This window comes from Schaalia sp. JY-X169, assembly GCF_014069575.1.
In the GTDB taxonomy this organism is placed as follows: Bacteria; Actinomycetota; Actinomycetes; order Actinomycetales; family Actinomycetaceae; genus Scrofimicrobium.
Window position 1 is genome coordinate 2,012,808 of the sequence record NZ_CP059675.1, and the last position, 20,157, is coordinate 2,032,964.

The following is a 20,157-nucleotide window of genomic DNA, read 5'->3' on the forward strand; positions in this document are numbered from 1 at the left end:
TGACCACCCCACAACCCAGGGCCACGCCAGCGGAATGCCCCACGCCTCAGCCCACCCTGCAGGAAGACCGAGCTGCTTGGTCCCCCGCAGGCTCCTCGGAGCTGCGCAGGTAGAAACGAGCACTCAACAACGCAATGAACTCGACCTGCGGGGGACCGAGGCGCCGAGACGGGACCAAGCAGTCTGATACTCCTGCGGGGTGGCGCGCTTCACCAGGTTCACGAATCAAGCTCAGCCGAGGACAAGTTGTTGTCACAGGATCGCAGCCGGGGTCATACCCAAGGTCGCTGGCGAAGTTCAGTCGGCGCCCTCGTTGGAGCGCCTCCCCTAGCACCACGCGCCCTGGAGCGACTCGCGCCCAAATGTATATGTGGGGAACCAAACCACCTCTGGGGTACGCACCCCAGACGCACATTTCGCCCCAACGCATACATTCCGCGGAATGGCGTGGGCGGGGCCGAGGGGGAGTCGGGCGAGGCGGAATGGCGAGGCCGTTGGCGACGGCAGGCAGCGGCGGCCGAGGCCGTCGGCGGCAATCCTAGCGGTGGTTGGGCGGGGTCGGGTCGGACTCCCCTACTTGTCGCGCAAGGCCTTCACCAACCGCGCCGTATCCGCAACGGTCATGTCAGGCAAATAGGCGTGACCAATAGCCAACCCAACCGTCGCGAGTGAACCCACATCCGGCATGCTCAGGTACACCGGAGTGTATGTCGGCCGGAACTTCGCCTTGAACTGCAACAGTGACCGGAAGCCGTACACCGGCTCCAAGTTCTTGCCCAAGATCTCAAGAATGAAGTCGAGGGCGGCCGACGACGAGCCCGCCTCAACGTCCTCGTCCGCCACACTATCCGCGTTCTTAGCCGGCTGAGCCTTCGCAAGCGGCGCGCCCGACAGCGACAGAATCTGGTAGTTTTCCTGCTGCGCCCACAGCGCCGCCTGAGCAATCATGTACTCCATGGCTGGGCGGAAACCATCATCACGTCGTCGCATGAAGTCAAGCGTCCACCCGATGATTTTCCCTTGCTCATAGACGGGCATCCACGAGGTCGCCCCGTGTAGCTTGTCGTCCTCGTCCACTGCAAGTAGCAGCATCACATCGGGGTCATCCAGTTCATCGACCCCACCCAGGGTGAAGCCCATCTCGGGTAGTCCTTTTCCGGAGGCCCACTGCTCAGACATCGCCTCAATCTGCATGGCCAGGTCCGGCGGGCATTCCTGCCAGGTCGTCCACACCGGGCGGATCCCTTCTTTCGTCCCCCGGTTGAGCGCCGTGCGGATTCCTTGGAATGACTTCCCCTTGAAGGCGAGTCCCGGTAGTTCGAGGACAGTTTCCTCTGCCACCTGCAGTCTGGGCCAACCCAACGAGTCAGTAACCTCGGTGACCGGTCCGTGCACGGAGTAGAAAGCTGGAATCATGCCCTGGGAAGAACAGAAGTCCGCGAACTCCTTCATTACCTCTTCCAAGTCTTCAGGATGCGCCGCCGGGTCCGTCACCGTCAGGGCAACGCCAAGATCAGAACGGTAGGCCACTCCGGCCTCGTACTTTTGCGACTCCCAGAAGTCGTTGCCCTCCCACGTCGACATCCACGCCATGGTCCCGGCGTTGGTGGCGCGAACAATCTCCTTGTAGCGCTCGCGCTCAGCCGCGTTCGGCAGCGCCCGCTTTCCAAAGGAAATCAAGAGAAGGACGATCGCCGCCAGCCACGGCAGAATAGCGAGCCAGTCGGTAGCCCGCGACAGCCACATGGAATCACTCTGGAACTGCGGGGATATCAGGTAGAGAGCCGGAACCGGCAGAAGCCTCACAAAGAAGTCCCCAACCAACCCAAACAGCGTGGCTTCCGGAGTGAATGTGTGCCGCATCGTAAGGCCCACGGCAACATAAATGACGAGGACGATGGTGGTGAGCACACCCAATCGGGTCCAGAACCTCGTGTTTGTGCCAGCGGCTGCTTTCACCGTGAAGAGCCGGCGGTTCGCCGCCACTAGGAGCAGCAGGGTCAACGGAACCACAATCGGGATGATGAGACGGGCGGAAGGCACACCGCCCTCGTTCATCCCCAGCGACTCCGCGACAGCGTCGAAGCCGCTGACCGAGGCCCGGACGACCACAAGGTGTGCGATGGCCAGCAGCGCCGATCCGCCCTGAATGACCATGGTGCCCCAGAATGCAGCCCTCCGCCCGCCGCGCAAGCCCCAGGCCAGCACAAGCTGTACCAGCAGCGGCAAAATGGGCAACAACCTTGCGGCGAAGCCCGTGGATCGCAGCATGTACGACATATGAGCGCATTGGGCTTCCATGCCGGCCGTGTTACAGACCTGGGCGACGTCTTCCTCGTTGACGTCAAGGAGCAGATCACCTCGCAGGTTTGCCAGAGCGCCCACCATATCTGGGGAACGCAGCGCCATCAACGTCCCAATCGTCACGCCGGCCACGATGATCGCAATCAGTACGCGCCCTTCACGTCGCGTTCCTGTCAGGCCACGCCGGTCGCGGTTCTTCCCCCACAGAACAAAGCCAATAGCCCAGCCGATGACGCCCGCGAGCAGCGAGGCGATTGAGTCGATCGACCCTGAGAAAAGCACGGCGACGCCAAGGATGGTGAACAGGACGATCTGGATTCGCCTGCGCCACAGCGTGTCCAAACGGATGGAAACCGCCAGCGCCGTACCAACGAGAAGTCCGGTGATCCCAGAGATGTACTGGGGCGCCAATGCCTCGGCCCACTGGCGATCAACGAGGGAAATGACCTGGGCACCCCCCAGGGCCAGCGCGGTTCCCGCCCAGGCGGACCCAAGCCCCACCAGTGCGTACCACTGAGAGGTAATCTTGCGTTCCACCCACGCGCCCAGACTGAGGAGTAGAACCACATCTACAACAAGGTGAACCCAAGTCGAAGTCCACACCACGGAGGTAAAGACCGTCCACCACGGCTCACCCACCCCGCTTGCCACGTTCCACATCAGGGCATCTGAGCCAACGATCTGGGCGACCACCCTAACAACGACCATGAGGGCCGCAAGCGCCATCGACACTGGTGCTGCCCACACCCATTTTCCGTAGCGGGTAATCCACGGACCAACCTGACTGGCCCATCCCTTCCTGTCAGGTTCAGTGGCTTCTGGATTCTGGCTAGTGCTTTCCGACACAGCGTTTCCTCCGCTAGTTGAGATCTGGGCACCCGTGTGGGGAACTTCTACCAATGCATTCTATGATGCACTTCCCACATTGCCGCCGCGGGGCAGGTAGATTTGCCTGTGGACCAGTTAGGTGGGTGACGTTTTTGACTGACAGAGCAGATACCCCCAATCCACTGCACCAGGAAGACACGGGTTCGTTCGAGGGACGCCGAAGCGAGATGACGCTTCAAGATGGGCGGCGTATCGAGTGGCGAGAGTTTGGGGCCGAGGACGGCTTCCCGATCCTCTACTTTCACGGCACCCCCGGTTCTTCTGTCGAGGGCGGGGTGTTCGAGGACGCTGCCCGCTCAAGGAAAGCACGCATCATCGCGGTTGATCGCCCAGGCGTCGGTCGGTCCGACTTTCTTCTTGACCGGCAGGTGGTCGATTGGCCGGGCGACGTCCACCAAATCACGGACCACCTCAACCTGGTGAAGTTCTCCATTGTCGGCTGGTCGGGGGGTGGGCCGTACTCGCTGGTGTGCGGACCAAAACTCCGCAAACACCTCTACCGCATTGGCCTGGTCGCCCCTCAGACTGAACGCGCGGTCCTCAACAACGACTTGGAGCGGTGGGCAAGCAGAATCTGGATGCCAGCCCTCAAGGCACTCACTCGGGTGCCACGCGTTGGTGAGTCCATTTTGGAACTGTCCTTCCGCCTCTCCGACAAGCACCGACAGAAGCGCCCAGACCAGCGCATCTATCGAAGGGTCTTCGCACGCTCCCATCGTCACGCCCAAGAGGTCTCAAGCCGCGGGGTCGTTCACGACAACGCCGCTCTACTTACCGACTGGGGAACCACAGTCACAGAAGTGGCACGAGAACTTGCGGTACTCTCCCCTCCCCTTCCCATCACGATCTGGCAGGGCGGCCACGATACCTCCGTCGACATTGACGGAACCAGAGAGCTGGCCAAATCCCTGCCCGACTGTGAGCTGATCTTTGATCCAGACGCCACCCACTTGGGGATCCTTCTGGATCAGGCAGACGCAATCCTGGATGCAATGACCCCTAGAGCCACCAAGTAGCGCACCCACCTCACCTAAACGATGTTGCGCTTCAACGCCCAGCGGGTCAGCTCGTGACGGTTCGATAGCTGCAGTTTCCGCAGAACCGCTGAGACATGAGTTTCGATGGTCTTCACAGAGAGGAAGAGGTCGGACGCGACCTCCTTGTAGGTGTAGCCACGAGCAATGAGCCGCATCACCTCTGCCTCACGGGTAGTAAGGAGATCCAGTTCGTCCTCGGCATTCGACACCGTCGACTCGGTGCCGAAAGCGTCCAGGACAAACCCCGCAAGACGGGGACTAAACGCAGCGTCTCCCGCCGCGACACGTTCCACGGATGCGATCAGTTCCGGCGTGGAAATCGACTTGGTGACGTATCCGCGAGCACCCGCCCGAATCACTGCCACAACGTCGGCGGGAACATCGGAAACAGACAGGGCAAGGAACCGCGTCTGCGTCAGGTCTGCGCACCTTCGCGCCACCTCCGGGCCCCCTCCCCCACCGCCCCCAGGAAGATGGACATCAAGAAGGGCCACGTCCGGCTGCAACGAGTGACACGCCTCCACCGCAGAATCCACGTCGGCGGCATCCCCCACCACGTCGATTACGTCACTTTTCTCGAGTTCGGACCGGACTCCAGCCCGCACAAGGGGGTGATCATCAATCACTAGGACGCGGATCGTCATGCCGATTCTCTCTTCTCAGTTTCTGGCGCCGCCACGAGCGCCATTCCAACACTATTGTCCCGCGCCGCGCTCACCCAGCGCTCATCTGCCGCTTGCGGTAGGAAGATGCGGATCTCCGTTCCGCCGACACTCTTCTTAGCTTCCGTGTCCGAGGGCGCCGTTGCAGCCTCGGGCACACTCCACGGTGAGACTTCCACCGGAGGCAGGAACCGCACCTCAACCTTGCCGCCGACCCGTGAGACTCTCCCGAGGATTGAGTTGCGCAGCCCGTGACGATCGTCCGGGATGGCTGTCATGTCGAAGCCATCTCCAGCATCTTTGACAAAGATTTCGAGGTCGCCCCCGCGCGCCTCCTGAAAAACGGTGATGGGGGCAGCTCCGTGGCGCACGGCATTCGTCATTGCCTCACCTGCCGCTGCAATTGCAGCGAGTTGCCGTGGTCCCGGCACCGTGTCCCCCACGGTAACGACATCAATCGCAACCCCGTAGGTTGCTTCAACGTCAGCAGCCTGTTCTTTGAGGGCCTCAGCAACAGACACGGCTGCCTCAACGCTTCCCGTGTAAAGCCAGGAACGCAGCTCGCGCTCTTGGGTTAGTGCAAGGGCCCGGACTCGGGCTGGATCGTCTGCGGCGCCGCGGATCAGAGTCAAGGTTTGCAGCACCGAGTCATGCAGGTGAGCCGCAATGTCGGCACGTTCCACTTCACGCGCCTCGCGGCTTCGTGACACGGTCAAGTCCTTGACCACCCTCATACCAAGGGGGGCGAGGGCGATTGTCGCAACCACTAGGACAGCCAGAGCAGCAATGAGCCCTGACCCCACGTTAACCAGTTGCCCGTTTGCCGCGAGGACGGCTACCGTCCCCACCACGACCATGAGCGTTCCGAGCACGACGAAGCCGATTGGTCGCACTGCTCGACCCGCAATGCGTGGTGCTTGCAACCACACCATGAGCAGGCCAAGAACGGTGATGATTGACCAGAAGAAAGTCGGCCCCGACGTCCCGGAGGCGATACCTATGACGGCTACGAAAGCAGCGAACAGTAAGAAAAGGGATCCCGCAACCAAGAGGCGTCCCGCGGTCACCTGAGAGTCCCGGCGTTCACCCACCGCCCTCATCGGCGAGCGGAACGCATCTGTTGCGTGTGGCGCACCACTACCATCCAGCGAAGACTGTTCGTCTGTGGGGGTGGTGAGCCACAACCACATGTACGCGATGATGCCCGCGCCGGCAACCGCACTCAACGCACCGAATGTGGCGCGGACAGCCCCTACTGGGAGCCCGTACCGGGAAGCAACTCCGGACGCTACCCCTCCAACCCAGGGTGCATCCATGTCCGCACTGTCGGACTGCGCGAGACGCAATGGTGGTCGTTCTGTTTTTGACACGACTCCATCGTGGCAGACACGCGCCGTCCATCCCACCCCCACGGGCATTTTGAGGGGATTATCAGGGTCTTACCCCATGACAGGGGACACCGTTGGTGCGGCAAACTTGAACCATGAGCGAACAACCATCAAACCTTGCGCCCAAGGCGCGCAGTCAATCTTCAACTCTGAGCAACTCAATATCGCTGTCCGCCGTCGGCGCGATGCTCCTTATCGCCGCGGTTGGCATCCTGGTTCTGACCGGTTCTACCGGTACACGGACCGCTGGTACAGCCGTCCTCGTGTCAACCGGCCTCATCATTTTGATTGCGGGCGGCGTCCTCATTTACGCGGCGCTAAAGAACCAGAAGCCCGGATGGTTTCTACCCTTTACGATCGTTGGCGCAGTTCTGTCCTTCCCCGTCCTTATGGGGGGCGCTGCACTCGGTGCGTGGAACACGACCTGGGATTACACGACCGGCTCATCGGCGGAATACCTCGAGGAAGACTCGGACTTCGGGTGGACCGAGGACTATGACTATGAGACCGAGGACGACTTCAACTACATGGATGGTCGCGAGGTGGACCCGTCCGAAAGCAACATTGAGGGCTACGACGAGAACCTGCTCCTCGATTTGACGGCACTGCCCGAGGGCCAGAACCCTGACTTTGACGTGGATTTGGAGTATTCGAACCTGACTGTCCTCTTGACCTCCCAGCAGCTCCCCATGTTCCAGAAGCTCAACTTGGACGACACTTCCTATATTCAAGCGACATCACCCACCACCTTCTTGGGGAATTACGAGGTCGAGGAGGCGCTAGTCACGTGGACCGTGGACCCGGTCCCCAGCAACTACCCGTGGGATCTGGGCCGAAACGGAGCCGACGCGAGCAACGTGGTGTCCTTCCGGTTGACTTTGGATGATAGCTCCAGTGTCCACTTTGTCATTCTTGACAACCTGGGTTCTGCGTCTTCTGGTGACGAAGCCCAATCCGGCGCAAACGAAACAGCTCAGAGCGGAGAGGGAAACTGATCATGGCTGACAACACGCAAGACACACCAACGGAGAAGTTCACAATGCCGAGCACTCAGCCGGGATCAACCCAGCCAATGCCGAACATGCAACCTAGTCCGACCCAGCCGATGCCGCCTGTCCAACGCATCTTTGTCGCTCCCGATGGCAGCCGCATCGCGACATCGACGATGCCGGGGGGCGCACCGAACTACGCGGGACCCTATGCTGCGCCAACAAACCAGTACGGCCCGGGAATGGCAGCACCACAGGCCCCTTACAGTGCAATGCCGCAAGCGCACTATGGTGCAACAACTGTTCCCGAGGACGGCCCCCAAACAATGAACGTGGGCCTCCTGGTGTGGGGGGCAATCCTTGCCATCGTCGGCCTGATCCTTGTGTTTACCTCCATTTTTGGCGGCAACACATTCCAGGCGATCGTCGTGATTCTCTTCGCGGCGGCAGGTATTGGCTTCCTCATCCTGGCCTACCTCACCTCACAGAACAGGGGTCCCGTCGCGGCTTCTGCGAGGGCGAACCAGCCCGGATCAGAACAGAACTAACGCTTCTACCGCGAGGCGTACCGTTCCAGTTCCTCTTCAACGATGGACGGATCCAACTTAGTGAACACGGGGGTCGGCTTGGCGATCGGAGTCCCCACTTCGACGTCATGTCGGCCCCACGTCATGTATCCGGCGTAGTCGCCGGTGATCACGGGGTAGCGGCCCGAGACAACCTCAAGGTTAGAGTCCGGAGCAACGTCCTCGGGCGTGCCGGGGGCCTCCGCAAGTAGACCGTCCTCGTCCCCTTCAGATACCCACACCAGCCGCGGCATCGGCGCAATGCGGCCCGCCCCACCCATGACAGCATCAACCCCATTAGCAGAGTGCGGCAAGAATGGTGCCAGCATCGTGTTCAAATCGGACACGCTCTGCGCCAGAACCCACAGAACCGTGCGCAGGCGCGGCAGCTCCTCTTCTGACTTCAGCTTGAAGGGCTGCGTGTCAGTAACGTAACGGTTGACTTCACCAACTAGGCGCATCACGGCAGCGATGGCGGCCTTCTGGTGGTGGCCTTCAATCAGCGTTCCAACCTCGTCAAAACCACTCTCAAGCGAGCCCAGCAAGTCGACGTCAATCTGCTGGAGTTCCGCTGGCTCCGGGATCTCCCCGAACCGCTTGTGAATCATCGAGGCGGTCCGGTTCACCAGGTTCCCCCACCCCGCAACCAGTTCATTGTTGGTGCGGCGCAGGAACTCTTCCCAGGTGAAGTCGGCGTCAGACGTTTCAGGACCCGCTGCGCTGATGAAATAGCGCAGCGCATCAGGCTGGTACCGCTCCAGCATGTCGCGAACGTAGATGACGATCCCACGTGAAGTGGCAAACTTTTTGCCCTCCATAGTGAGGAACTCCGAAGAAACGACCTCGGTCGGCAGGTTCAACTTGCCGAACACCCCGGGGGTTCCCCCCAGCGCACCCTCACCGTTGTAGCCCAGCAGTTCAGCGGGCCAAATCTGGGCATGGAAGACAATGTTGTCCTTACCCATGAAGTAGTAGGTCAGCGCCTCCGGGTCGTTCCACCACTTCCGCCACGCCTCCGGATCCCCGGTGCGCTTCGCCCATTCGATCGAGGCCGAAAGGTAACCAACCACCGCGTCGAACCAGACGTAAAGGCGCTTCGTAGGCTGATCTTCCCAACCGGGAACCGGGATACCCCAGTCAATGTCACGCGTCATTGCCCGAGGGCGAACCTCCTCAAGGAAGTTCTTCGCGAAACGAATGACGTTGGGACGCCAGCCTGCGGCCTCACGGCCATCGAGCCATTCACTGAGCGCGGTTGCCAGTTCAGGCAGGTTCAGGAAGTAGTGCGTCGTCTCAACAAACTCGGGGGTTTCACCATTGATTGAGGAACGCGGATCGATCAGGTCGATCGGGTCCAACTGGTTTCCGCAGTTGTCGCACTGGTCCCCGCGCGCTCCCGCGTAGCCACAAAGTGGACAAGTGCCCTCAATGTAGCGGTCCGGCAGCGTCCGTCCCGTCGAGGGCGAAATGGCGGCCTGCGCCGTCTGCTCCATCATGTAACCGTTGTCGCGCACGACCTCGAACATCGACCTTGTCACCTCATGGTGGTTCGCGGTCGTCGTCCTCGTAAACAGGTCATAGGACAGACCCAGTTTGACTAGGTCCTGCGCAATAATCAGGTTGTTCTCATCCGCCAACTGGCGCGGGGTTTTGCCCTGCTTTTCGGCCTCGACCAAAATAGGCGTGCCGTGCTCATCCGTACCCGACACCATGAGCACGTCATGGCCTGACATTCGCATGTAACGAGAAAAGACATCGGAGGGGACCCCGAAACCTGCAACATGACCGATATGGCGGGGACCGTTAGCGTAGGGCCAGGCAACTGCGGAGAGAATATGACTCATATCCCTAGCCTAGTTGCGCTTCCCCTCCCAATAAAACCGAGAAGAGTCTAGGCTTGTGGACTGAGCCGGATCTAACGAACTGTGGAAGATATCTGGAGGAACTACCATGGCCCGCGCACTGATCATCGTCGACGTTCAGCCGACATTTTGTGAAGGTGGCGCACTCGCGGTTGAGGGTGGGAACGAGTGCGCGAAAAAGATTGCAAGATACGCCATCGCACACGAGGACGACTACGACGTAATCATCACCACCCAGGACTGGCACATCGACCCGGGTGAACACTTCTCAGATGAACCCGACTTTATCGATACTTGGCCCCCGCACGGCGTTGCTGACACTCCGGAAGCCGAACTGCACAGGTCCCTAGAGCCTGTCAGTATCGACTACCACCTGAAGAAGGGCGAGTACGAGGCCGCATACTCGGGCTTTGAAGCCGAATGCCCCAGCGGGGAGACACTGGAAGATATCCTCGCGGACGAGGGCGTTGACGACGTTGACATCGTCGGACTGGCGCTGTCACACTGCGTGCTGGAAACCGCCCTGGATGCCGCACGTATGCGTTCACTTGATCGTGTTCGCGTCCTCGTAGACCTGACAGAACCGGTTTCTCCTGAGCAGGGCGAGGCCGCGCTGGAAGAGATGGCCCGCACCCGGATCAAGCTGGTGCATAGCGCCTAGGGGACAACTAAGAGGCGTCCAACGCGGCCTTGAAGATGGCGTTGGGGCGCTGACCACTACCCTGGGCAACCTGCGAAGCCGCCTCTTTGAGGCGGATTCCATCCCGCGCTGAGAGCGCCAACGCTGCCTGGGCAAGATCAGGCAGGCTTTGTTGCGCGTGTTTAGGGGCACCTTCGATCACCAGCGTGACTTCCCCCAACACGGGCGCGGCCTGCGCAAACTCCGCCAACTCCGCCAGGGTGCCCCGGGTGACTTGCTCGTAAGTTTTCGTCAGTTCGCGGCACAGCGCAGCTCGGCGGTCGCCGCCGAACACATCACTGAGTTGAGCAAGGGTAGCGGCGGTTCTGCGCGGGGACTCGAAGAGTATGAGGGTGCGCGGCTCCACAGCTAGGCCCTCAAGGTGAGCCTTCAGTTCGGAGGCTTTGCGGGGCAAGAAACCCTCAAAGACGAAACGGTCCGATGGTAGGCCAGAGACGCTGAGTGCGGCAAGAGCCGCACTGGGACCAGGCAGTGGTGCAAGGCGCACGTCCTCGGCAGCAGCAAGGATGGCCAGTCGATAGCCGGGGTCGGACACGGTTGGGGTGCCGGCGTCACTAACGACCAGGACCGTCTGCCCCTCTTGGGCTGCAGCAATGAGTTCTGTAGCCCGCTCGCTCTCAATATGCTCATGAAACGCCATGATGCGTCCCTGCGGCGCAATTCCCAGGCGTGAACAGAGGCCCTTCAACCTGCGGGTATCTTCAGCGGCGATAATGTCTGCTGTCTCCAGTTGGTGACGGAGTCGGGCGGACGCGTCGTCAGTGTTCCCGATGGGAGTAGCGGCCATGTAGATGACTCCGGGGGTGGTTTCACTCATGGGAACAGTATGTCCATATCCTTACTCGGCAGGCATGCCTCAGCCACACTGCACCGCATTCACGGGTTGGTAGCGCCAGCCTCGCGAATCGGTTTTGACGAACTCACCGTCCCGGTAGAAGTGGCGGTCCACGTTGACGAAGAACCCGGGGTTGCCGGCTCCGGACGGCACACACCCTGGCCTGGTTGAGATGATCGTTGTTGGTTGGACTATATCCTGACGCGGGCCGGTTTCAGTGCGGATCTCCCACACCTTTGTGCTCCAGAATGCGACGTGTAACTGACCGTCTGCCACCCAGGATTCGATTAGCACGCCATAATCGGAATCGTTCTTGAACTTGAGGTCAATTGAAGGAACATAGATGGTTGCCTCTCTGCCCTCTGGATAACGGTTGATGTACTGAGAGTGCGGCTGGTGTTCAACGTCTTCTAGACCGGCAAAGAATGAGGCGTTGTAGACGGTTGTAGCCAGCTGGGAAAGCCCGCCACCCATCCCATCAACAACGACACCATCAATTATTACGCCTGCATTGCCGTAACCGTTCTCGGGGGTGATGGGACCAAGAGTATCGAGCAAACTGAAGGTCTCACCCGGCATCACGATTACTCCGCTGATTGCAGCGGCACCCGTGCGGAGATTGTTTGTGCGAACCTCGTCGTTGGTGAGGTTTGTTGAAAAGTCTGAGATCCTCTCAACGATCCCCAGTGCTTCAACGTCCGCCACGGTCATGTCCGCCTCTACCTGCGCTAACTCAACTTCTACAGTGCGCGTCTCGCTTTTAGATGCGGCTAGGACCCCGGATTCTAGCGTCTCTGCATTGATTTCGGTTCCCAGGGCATCGGGGGTGATTTGCGGGGCGCCCTCGGAAATCTGCACAGTCGCGTTCACTGGGGCCTGTTCAAGTTCGGGAATCTGGGCACGCAGATCATCACTAAGCATCTTCCCATCCAGAATCAGCTCCAAGGTCGACCCCTGAGCGACAAAGCTGGCCGCTGCGGCCAGGGAGGGCGGAGCCAACTGGGCCGAGGTTTCCCCAACTACGGCGGTAATGGGACTTTCAACCAGAGGTGTGGCGTCCTCGGTCAAGGCCCGCTCGACCTCGGCGTCATCGATGGCGGGTTCAACGGAAACCACGGGTAACGCTAATGGTCTGGGTTCGGTGAGCCACTGCTCGCCAATCTTCGTGACGGCTCCGTCGACATCAACTTCAAGGCCCGGCTCCGCAGGCGTGGGTTGGGGCAGTGCATCAACAAAGCTGATTCCACCATCAACCGGCGCAATAGCGAAGCTTTCTGCCATCCCTTCAAGGGTGGTTGTCAGTAGTTCACGATCAACCTGACTGACAGGAGCGGCATCATGGCCACCAGCAACATGGCTCCACATGCGAGCCGGTGAAAGCGTGAACCCGGTGAGATGTGCGACCGTGGCATCCGCATCGAATATGAGGCCAGCTCGCGCGGGGTCAAGTTCACCTTCTACACCCTCCGCGACAACGGTCATGGGCTTGGAAGTGAGATCGGCGAGTGAGGATTCCAGAGTCTCTTTAGCGGCTGCCGACGACATACCGCCGACCGCCACACCGGCAACAGTGGTTCCGCGCGGCACCCGGTCAGAAAGGAGCCACGCCGCTCCTACGTACGTGATTAAGAGTGCTGCAACGACACCGGCCGTGACAATCGCTTTCGGCTTCCCAGACATGCGTTTTCGCGGTGCGGCAATCGGGGTTTGATCAGGGGATCCGGGATCGGGCCCGACAAGATCGGGTGCTGCGGGATCGGGTGCTGCGGGATCGGGTGCTGAGGGATCGGGTGCTGCAGGGTCTGAGGTTTTCTTCACAGGTCTAACCGTAGTGCTTTTGCACCCCTCAGCAGATGTGAGCCGAGCCGCTTGCCAAGCTAAAATGGGTGGCTCCTACTGGAAGGCCCGTTGCTTTGAAGACTTTTCCTGCACGCCCAGCTGTTCTCCTCGTGAACCTAGGGAGTCCTGATCAGCCGGAAACTAAACACACCAGGAAGTATCTACGTCAGTTCCTTTCAGACCGCCGAGTCGTTGAAACGCACCCACTTCTGTGGCGTCCGGTCCTTGAAGGAATTATCCTAACCACTCGCCCTCGGCAGTCAGCGGCGAAGTACAGAACAATATGGGATGAAGACGCCTCTCCCCTGGTGAAGGCAACCTCGCAGCAAGCAGAGTACCTCCAGCAGGAGTTCGGAGACGCAGCGGAAGTCCGGTTCGCAATGAGGTATGGAAGTAGCTCGGTGCAGAGCGGCCTCCAGCGCCTGCACGATGATGGGTTCCGGAAGGTTCTGGTAGTACCTCTTTACCCTCAGTACGCGGCCTCAACGACGGCGTCGATTACTGACGAGGTCGCACGGTGGATGCTCAGAAGTCGCGATCAGTTTGCCGTGCGAATCGCTCGCTCGTTTCCTACGGATCCAAAGTACATTGATGCTCTGGCCTCTGCTTTGGAGAATCGCTGGGAATCCATGGGCAGGCCCAACTTCGCCGAAGGAGACCGCCTAGTACTGTCTTTTCATGGCATTCCTGTCGCGATGGCGGAGGGCGGAGACCCTTATCCGCAGGAGTGTGAGGCAACGACTGCAGCATTGCAACGGCGCTTAGCCATCCCTGATGGCGGTGTGGTGAGGGCGTACCAATCTAAGTTTGGCCCGGCCCCGTGGCTGACTCCCGCCACAATCGACACGGTCACGGAGCTTGGAGCACTCGGGACAGATCGGGTCGATGTGATCTGCCCGGGTTTTGTCAGTGACTGCTTAGAGACGTTGGAGGAGATCGATGAACTCAATCGTGCTGCCTACGAGGACGCAGGTGGCGGCGAGTTCAACTATGTGCCTTGGGGGAACAACTCCGCCCCCTGGTTGCAGGCCTTGGCAGCGTTGGTGAGGGCCGATCTGGCGGGCTGGGCTTAAACCAAGCTCATCACAAATAGGGCTGTAGGTGGTGTTTCAATCCTCCGTTGTGGAGGAGGCTGTGGTGGACGTGGGTTTGGAGGCTTCGAAGTCCTAGGGCGATGCCGCGGCGATGGTCGAGGAGCCGGTCCGGCTTAGGGAGCCGGTTACGCCATACGGAGCCAGTTCGGCTTAGGGAGCCGACCAGGCTTGCATATCGGCGTAATCTCTGGCTGCGCTGGGCATATCGGGCTCGGTAGGCCCTATCGGGCTCCGCAGTGCTGGGGAACCCCGCCTGCGCCCGCGGCACCTCCGCCCATCCCCGCCCCGCCTTCGCCTCCGCGAGATCGAATAGTATCGACAGTTTCGGGTCCAATAACATCGTTATGTGTCGATACTATTCGATTTCGCGGTTTGAGGTGGGTAGTGACGGCAACGGTGACCTGTCGGAGAGGTACGAAGGATACCCCAGCCTCTTCTGCGACCAGCCAGTAATCAACTTACAGAAGAGCCCTTAAACCAGTGGTGCCCCTGAACTTGTGTTGGTTCAGGGGCACTACATTGTTGTTGATTTGCGGGGGGGTGCTATTTTCCCGCACCCTATGGAGTGGAGTATCTTCGCCGCTACAAGGCTTAGCTTCCAGGTTCGGAATGGAACTGGGCGTTTCCCTTGTGCTATGCCCCCCGCAAAACTTGTTGTTCACACACTACCCACCCACCGGCTGCTAAGAGCAACCCCATTTTATTTGTGTTGGTGTGGGTGTTTGTTGTTGGTGTGGCAACCCCGTAACTGAATCTTGTGTTACTTGGGGTTATCACTATTCTTTGTGTGTGGATTATTAGTGAATTTGCATAGTGATTGCTTGCAAATCTGAATGATTGTGTGGGTTGTTTGCGTATGCTCGTAACACTTTGTTTTGTGTTGTGTTTGTTTGTAGTGTCGGCCGATTAGTACCAGTTAGCTTTAGAACACCTTACGATGCTTCCACTCCTGGCCTATCTACCCCATAGTCTCTAGGGGGCCTTCACACCCACAATGTGGGTGTTGGAAACCTAATCTCAGAGATGGCTTCCCGCTTAGATGCTTTCAGCGGTTATCCAACCCGAACGTAGCCAACCAGCGGTGCCCCTGGCGGGACAACTGGTATACCAGAGGTTCGTCCATCCCGGTCCTCTCGTACTAGGGACAGATCTCTACAAGTTTCCTGCGCGCGCAGCGGATAGGGACCGAACTGTCTCACGACGTTCTAAACCCAGCTCGCGTACCGCTTTAATGGGCGAACAGCCCAACCCTTGGGAGCGACTCCACCCCCAGGATGCGACGAGCCGACATCGAGGTGCCAAACCATGCCGTCGATATGGACTCTTGGGCAGGATCAGCCTGTTATCCCCGGGGTACCTTTTATCCGTTGAGCGACCACGCTTCCACAAGCCGTGGCCGGATCACTAGTTCCGACTTTCGTCCCTGCTCGACTTGTCAGTCTCACAGTCAAGCTCCCTTTTACACTTACACTCAACACCTGGTTACCAACCAGGCTGAGGGAACCTTTGAGCGCCTCCGTTACCATTTAGGAGGCAACCGCCCCAGTTAAACTACCCACCAGGCACTGTCCCCAAACCCGATAAGGATTCAAGGTTAGATGCACATTAATATCAGAGTGGTATTTCACCAATGACTCCACCAACACTAGCGTGCCAGTATCACAGTCTCCCACCTATCCTACACAAACACTAACGAACACCAATACCAAGCTATAGTAAAGGTCCCGGGGTCTTACCGTCCTGCTGCGCGTAACGAGCATCTTTACTCGTAGTGCAATTTCACCGAGCTCGTGGTTGAGACAGTAGAGAAGTCGTTACGCCATTCGTGCAGGTCGGAACTTACCCGACAAGGAATTTCGCTACCTTAGGATGGTTATAGTTACCACCGCCGTTTACTGGGGCTTCAATTCAAAGCTTCACACACTCAAGAGCGTGTTGACCTTTCCTCTTAACCTTCCAGCACCGGGCAGGCGTCAGTGCGTATACGGCGCCTTACGGCTTAGCACGCACCTGTGTTTTTAGTAAACAGTCGCTTCTCTCTATCCTCTGCGACCCCCAAACGCTCACCACCGCAAGGATGGATCACTTCCAGGGGTCCCCCTTCTTCCGAAGTTACGGGGGTATTTTGCCGAGTTCCTTAACCACGATTCACTCGTACGCCTTAGTATGCTCTACCTAACTACCTGTGTCGGTTTAGGTACGGGCGGCTTTGACCCTCACGTCGAGGCTTTTCTTGACAAAACAGGCTCACCACTAAACCCCACAAAAGGGATTCCCATCACGCCTCACCTATCACGTTCCCGGGTTTACCTAGGAACAGGCCACACGCTTAGACACACACAACCACCGGTGTGCAGCAGCTACCACTTTGTGTCACCCCTGTTAACACGCTCACCATACCCACGCTCACCAAAACGACCAAACACAAACCCAACAAACCACCACAAAAGCGGAATGAAAAACTCGTGCCCAGCGGTAAAGACTCACTGCTAGATACAATGTTGAACGGATCAAAAGCCGGTACCAGAATATCAACTGGTTATCCATCGACTACGCCTGTCGGCCTCGCCTTAGGACCCGACTAACCCAGGGAGGATAAACCTAGCCCTGGAACCCTTAGTTATACGGCGGAGGGGATTCCCACCCCTCAAATCGCTACTCATGCCTGCATTCTCACTCCCCCACAATCCACAGCAGTTCACACTGCTGCTTCACCTCATGAGGGACGCTCCCCTACCCAACAAGACCAAAGTCTTGATGTCACGGCTTCGGCGGTGTACTTCAGCCCCGCTACATTGTCGGCGCGGAATCACTTGACCAGTGAGCTATTACGCACTCTTTCAAGGGTGGCTGCTTCTAAGCCAACCTCCTGGTTGTCACTGCAACTCCACATCCTTTCCCACTCAGTACACACTTAGGGGCCTTAACCGGTGATCTGGGCTGTTTCCCTTTCGACTACGAAGCTTATCCCCCGCAGTCTCACTGCCGCGCTAACACTAATGGCATTCGGAGTTTAGCTGATCTCAGTAACCCACAGGGCCCATTAACCAACCAGTGCTCTACCACCACCAGGCAACACACGACGCTGCACCTAAATGCATTTCGGGGAGAACCAGCTATCACGGAGTTTGATTAGCCTTTCACCCCTACCCACAGCTCATCCCCCCAGTTTTCAACCTAGGTGGGTTCGGTCCTCCACAGCGTCTTACCACTGCTTCAACCTGGCCATGGGTAGATCACTCCGCTTCGGGTCTAGAACACGCGACCAAAAAACGCCCTATTCAGACTCGCTTTCGCTACGCCTACCCCACAACGGGTTAAGCAAGCCACATGCCACTAACTCGCAGGCTCATTCTTCAAAAGGCACGCCATCACCCCCCACCCAAAGGCATAAGGCTCTGACGGCTTAAAGGCATCCGGTTTCAGGAACTATTTCACTCCCCTCCCGGGGTACTTTTCACCATTCCCTCACGGTACTATTCACTATCGGTTATCAAGAAGTATTCAGGCTTACCAAGTGGTCTTGGCAGATTCACACAGGATTTCACGAGCCCCGCGCTACTCGGGCACCAAACCAAACCAATGCACACATGAACCATCTACGCGACTATCACGCCCTCCGGTCAACCATCCCAGGTTGTTCAACTCCACGCACACACCAGCCACACCCCCCAGCGAAGGAATGTGTATCATGTCTGGCCCCACAACACCGCATGCGCAACCCTCGCTGGGTATCACACACACACGGTTTAGCCATCATCCGCTTTCGCTCGCCACTACTAACGGAATATCTCTTCCTATGGGTACTAAGATGTTTCACTTCCCCACGTTCCTCCCATACTGGCTACTTAACTCACCAGCAGGTAACACCCCATTACAGGTGCTGGGTTCCCCCATTCAGAAATCCCCGGATCAACACTCGCTCGTCAACTCCCCGAGGCATATCGCAGACCGCCACGTCTTTCATCAGCTCTTGATACCAAGGCATCCACCGAACGCCCACAAAAACTACAAAAACAAACACACAAATGAACCAACCCCAAACACACCAACCAACAAAGGAAAATGCGTCTGAAGTCAAAAAATCACTCAAACAAAACAAAATCACACAAAAATAAAGATGCAAACAACCACTATACAATTCACCAACAACCCACACCCAACACACCAAACAAGCCCCAAAAGGCCCGCCAGCAGTGTTGAACGTAAACCCGATAGTGTGCCCCAACCACAATCAAAAGACCATGACCAGAAAATGTTTGCCACCCCAACAAAGAAGTGAAAAGAATACCCAACCAACCAAAAATGTTGGCCCGCATCACAAGCCACCGCGGCCCATAATGACTAACAAAACAAAACCCCCACAACAAACCCACCAAACAAACACACCCAACATGAGTGCGCCAGCAGGCCAGTGAGGCTCCTTAGAAAGGAGGTGATCCAGCCACACCTTCCGGTACGGCTACCTTGTTACGACTTCGTCCCAATCGCCAATCCCACCTTCGCACGCTCCCCCCAAAAAGGTTAGGCCACGCGCTTCGGGTGTTACCAACTTTCATGACGTGACGGGCGGTGTGTACAAGGCCCGAGAACGTATTCACCGCAGCGTTGCTGATCTGCGATTACTAGCGACTCCACCTTCACGAAGTCGAGTTGCAGACTTCGATCCGAACTGAGACCGGCTTTAAGGGATCCGCTCCACCTCACGATATCGCTTCCCTCTGTACCGGCCATTGTAGCATGCGTGAAGCCCAAGACATAAGGGGCATGATGATTTGACGTCATCCCCACCTTCCTCCGAGTTAACCCCGGCAGTCTCCCATGAGTCCCCACCATAACGTGCTGGCAACATAGGACAAGGGTTGCGCTCGTTGCGGGACTTAACCCAACATCTCACGACACGAGCTGACGACAACCATGCACCACCTGTACACCAGTATCAAAGAGACCACCATCTCTGGCAGCTTCCGGTGTATGTCAAGCCTTGGTAAGGTTCTTCGCGTTGCCTCGAATTAATCCGCATGCTCCGCCGCTTGTGCGGGCCCCCGTCAATTCCTTTGAGTTTTAGCCTTGCGGCCGTACTCCCCAGGCGGGGAACTTAATGCGTTAGCGCCGGCGCAGAACCCATGACAGGCCCCACACCTAGTTCCCAACGTTTACAGCGTGGACTACCAGGGTATCTAATCCTGTTCGCTCCCCACGCTTTCGCTCCTCAGCGTCAGTAATGGCCCAGAGACCCGCCTTCGCCACCGGTGTTCCTCCTGATATCTGCGCATTCCACCGCTACACCAGGAATTCCAGTCTCCCCTACCACACTCAAGCCTGCCCGTACCCACCGCACTACCACAGTTAAGCTGCGGAATTTCACGGCAGACGCGACAAGCCACCTACAAGCCCTTTACGCCCAATAAATCCGGACAACGCTCGCTCCCTACGTATTACCGCGGCTGCTGGCACGTAGTTAGCCGGAGCTTCTTTACCTCATACCCTCAACAACACCAAAATGCTGCCTTGGTCAAAAGCGAAAAAGGTTTACAACCCGAAGGCCTTCATCCCTCACGCGGCGTCGCTGCATCAGACTTCCGTCCATTGTGCAATATTCCCCACTGCTGCCTCCCGTAGGAGTCTGGGCCGTATCTCAGTCCCAATGTGACCGGTCACCCTCTCAGGCCGGTTACCCGTCAAAGCCTTGGTAAGCCATTACCCCACCAACAAGCTGATAAGCCGCGAGCCCATCCCCCACCAGAAAAACCTTTCCAACCAAAACCATGCGATTCCAGCAGAATAATCAGTATTAGACACCCTTTCAGGTGCTTATCCCAAAGAAGGGGGCAGGTTACTCACGTGTTACTCACCCGTTCGCCACTAACCACTCAGTGCAAGCACCAAGCAATCCGTTCGACTTGCATGTGTTAAGCACGCCGCCAGCGTTCGTCCTGAGCCAGGATCAAACTCTCCAACAAAAAATGCCAGAAAAAAACAACCAAAAAAGG

At 58.2% G+C, this 20,157-nt stretch carries 11 protein-coding genes and 3 rRNA genes; 5 read left to right on the top strand and 9 right to left on the bottom strand.

From position 1 onward, the window contains the following. Positions 1-573 precede the first annotated feature (573 nt). Positions 574-3,150, bottom strand: coding sequence for a bifunctional lysylphosphatidylglycerol flippase/synthetase MprF (locus tag H2O65_RS08705; protein ID WP_182141327.1), 2,577 nt, complete (start codon positions 3,148-3,150; stop codon positions 574-576). Between the two features lie 134 nt (positions 3,151-3,284). Between H2O65_RS08705 and H2O65_RS08710 the strand changes: the two genes are divergently transcribed. Then, a complete protein-coding gene (locus H2O65_RS08710) occupies positions 3,285-4,208 on the top strand; it encodes an alpha/beta fold hydrolase (RefSeq protein WP_182141328.1) in 924 nt (307 codons plus the stop codon). Positions 4,209-4,222: 14 nt separating this feature from the next. Here H2O65_RS08710 and H2O65_RS08715 read toward each other — a convergent pair whose 3' ends face one another. Next, positions 4,223-4,873: a response regulator transcription factor gene (locus tag H2O65_RS08715; protein WP_182141329.1), complete on the bottom strand. Its 651-nt coding sequence runs from the start codon at positions 4,871-4,873 to the stop codon at positions 4,223-4,225. Next, the gene (locus H2O65_RS08720) at positions 4,870-6,261 is read right to left on the bottom strand and encodes an ATP-binding protein (RefSeq protein WP_182141330.1); all 1,392 of its coding nucleotides are present in this window, start codon (positions 6,259-6,261) and stop codon (positions 4,870-4,872) included. The genes H2O65_RS08715 and H2O65_RS08720 overlap by 4 nt, the downstream gene beginning before the upstream one ends. A gap of 113 nt (positions 6,262-6,374) precedes the next feature. Between H2O65_RS08720 and H2O65_RS08725 the strand changes: the two genes are divergently transcribed. Together H2O65_RS08725 and H2O65_RS08730 are read left to right on the top strand one after the other, a co-directional pair. Beyond that, positions 6,375-7,274 carry a hypothetical protein gene (locus H2O65_RS08725; protein WP_182141331.1) on the top strand — a complete coding sequence of 300 codons (900 nt, stop codon included), beginning with the start codon at positions 6,375-6,377 and terminating at the stop codon, positions 7,272-7,274. 2 nt (positions 7,275-7,276) lie between these two features. Beyond that, positions 7,277-7,816 (top strand): hypothetical protein, encoded by a 540-nt coding sequence (locus H2O65_RS08730; protein ID WP_182141332.1) that lies wholly within the window; start codon positions 7,277-7,279, stop codon positions 7,814-7,816. 5 nt (positions 7,817-7,821) lie between these two features. On the opposite strand, the gene metG is transcribed toward H2O65_RS08730, so the two are convergent. Beyond that, positions 7,822-9,678 carry a methionine--tRNA ligase gene (gene metG, locus H2O65_RS08735; protein WP_182141333.1) on the bottom strand — a complete coding sequence of 619 codons (1,857 nt, stop codon included), beginning with the start codon at positions 9,676-9,678 and terminating at the stop codon, positions 7,822-7,824. A gap of 106 nt (positions 9,679-9,784) precedes the next feature. Here metG and H2O65_RS08740 point away from each other — a divergent pair, with 106 nt between their 5' ends. Continuing rightward, positions 9,785-10,357, top strand: a complete 573-nt coding sequence (locus tag H2O65_RS08740) for an isochorismatase family protein (RefSeq protein WP_182141334.1) — start codon at positions 9,785-9,787, stop codon at positions 10,355-10,357. A gap of 7 nt (positions 10,358-10,364) precedes the next feature. On the opposite strand, the gene rsmI is transcribed toward H2O65_RS08740, so the two are convergent. Together rsmI and H2O65_RS08750 are read right to left on the bottom strand one after the other, a co-directional pair. Further along, a complete protein-coding gene (rsmI, locus tag H2O65_RS08745) occupies positions 10,365-11,213 on the bottom strand; it encodes a 16S rRNA (cytidine(1402)-2'-O)-methyltransferase (protein ID WP_182141335.1) in 849 nt (282 codons plus the stop codon). Between the two features lie 39 nt (positions 11,214-11,252). Then, a complete protein-coding gene (locus H2O65_RS08750) occupies positions 11,253-13,049 on the bottom strand; it encodes a VanW family protein (RefSeq protein ID WP_182141336.1) in 1,797 nt (598 codons plus the stop codon). A gap of 95 nt (positions 13,050-13,144) precedes the next feature. Between H2O65_RS08750 and hemH the strand changes: the two genes are divergently transcribed. Next, positions 13,145-14,143, top strand: a complete 999-nt coding sequence (gene hemH / locus H2O65_RS08755; protein WP_259349505.1) for a ferrochelatase — start codon at positions 13,145-13,147, stop codon at positions 14,141-14,143. 551 nt (positions 14,144-14,694) lie between these two features. On the opposite strand, the gene rrf is transcribed toward hemH, so the two are convergent. The 3 genes from rrf to H2O65_RS08770 form a co-directional block, all read right to left on the bottom strand. Beyond that, positions 14,695-14,811 (bottom strand): 5S ribosomal RNA (gene rrf, locus H2O65_RS08760). 240 nt (positions 14,812-15,051) lie between these two features. Beyond that, positions 15,052-18,179 (bottom strand): 23S ribosomal RNA (locus tag H2O65_RS08765). A 413-nt stretch (positions 18,180-18,592) separates the two neighbouring features. Then, positions 18,593-20,127, bottom strand: a 16S ribosomal RNA gene (locus H2O65_RS08770). Together the 16S, 23S and 5S rRNA genes form the textbook arrangement of a ribosomal RNA operon. Positions 20,128-20,157: the final 30 nt, after the last annotated feature.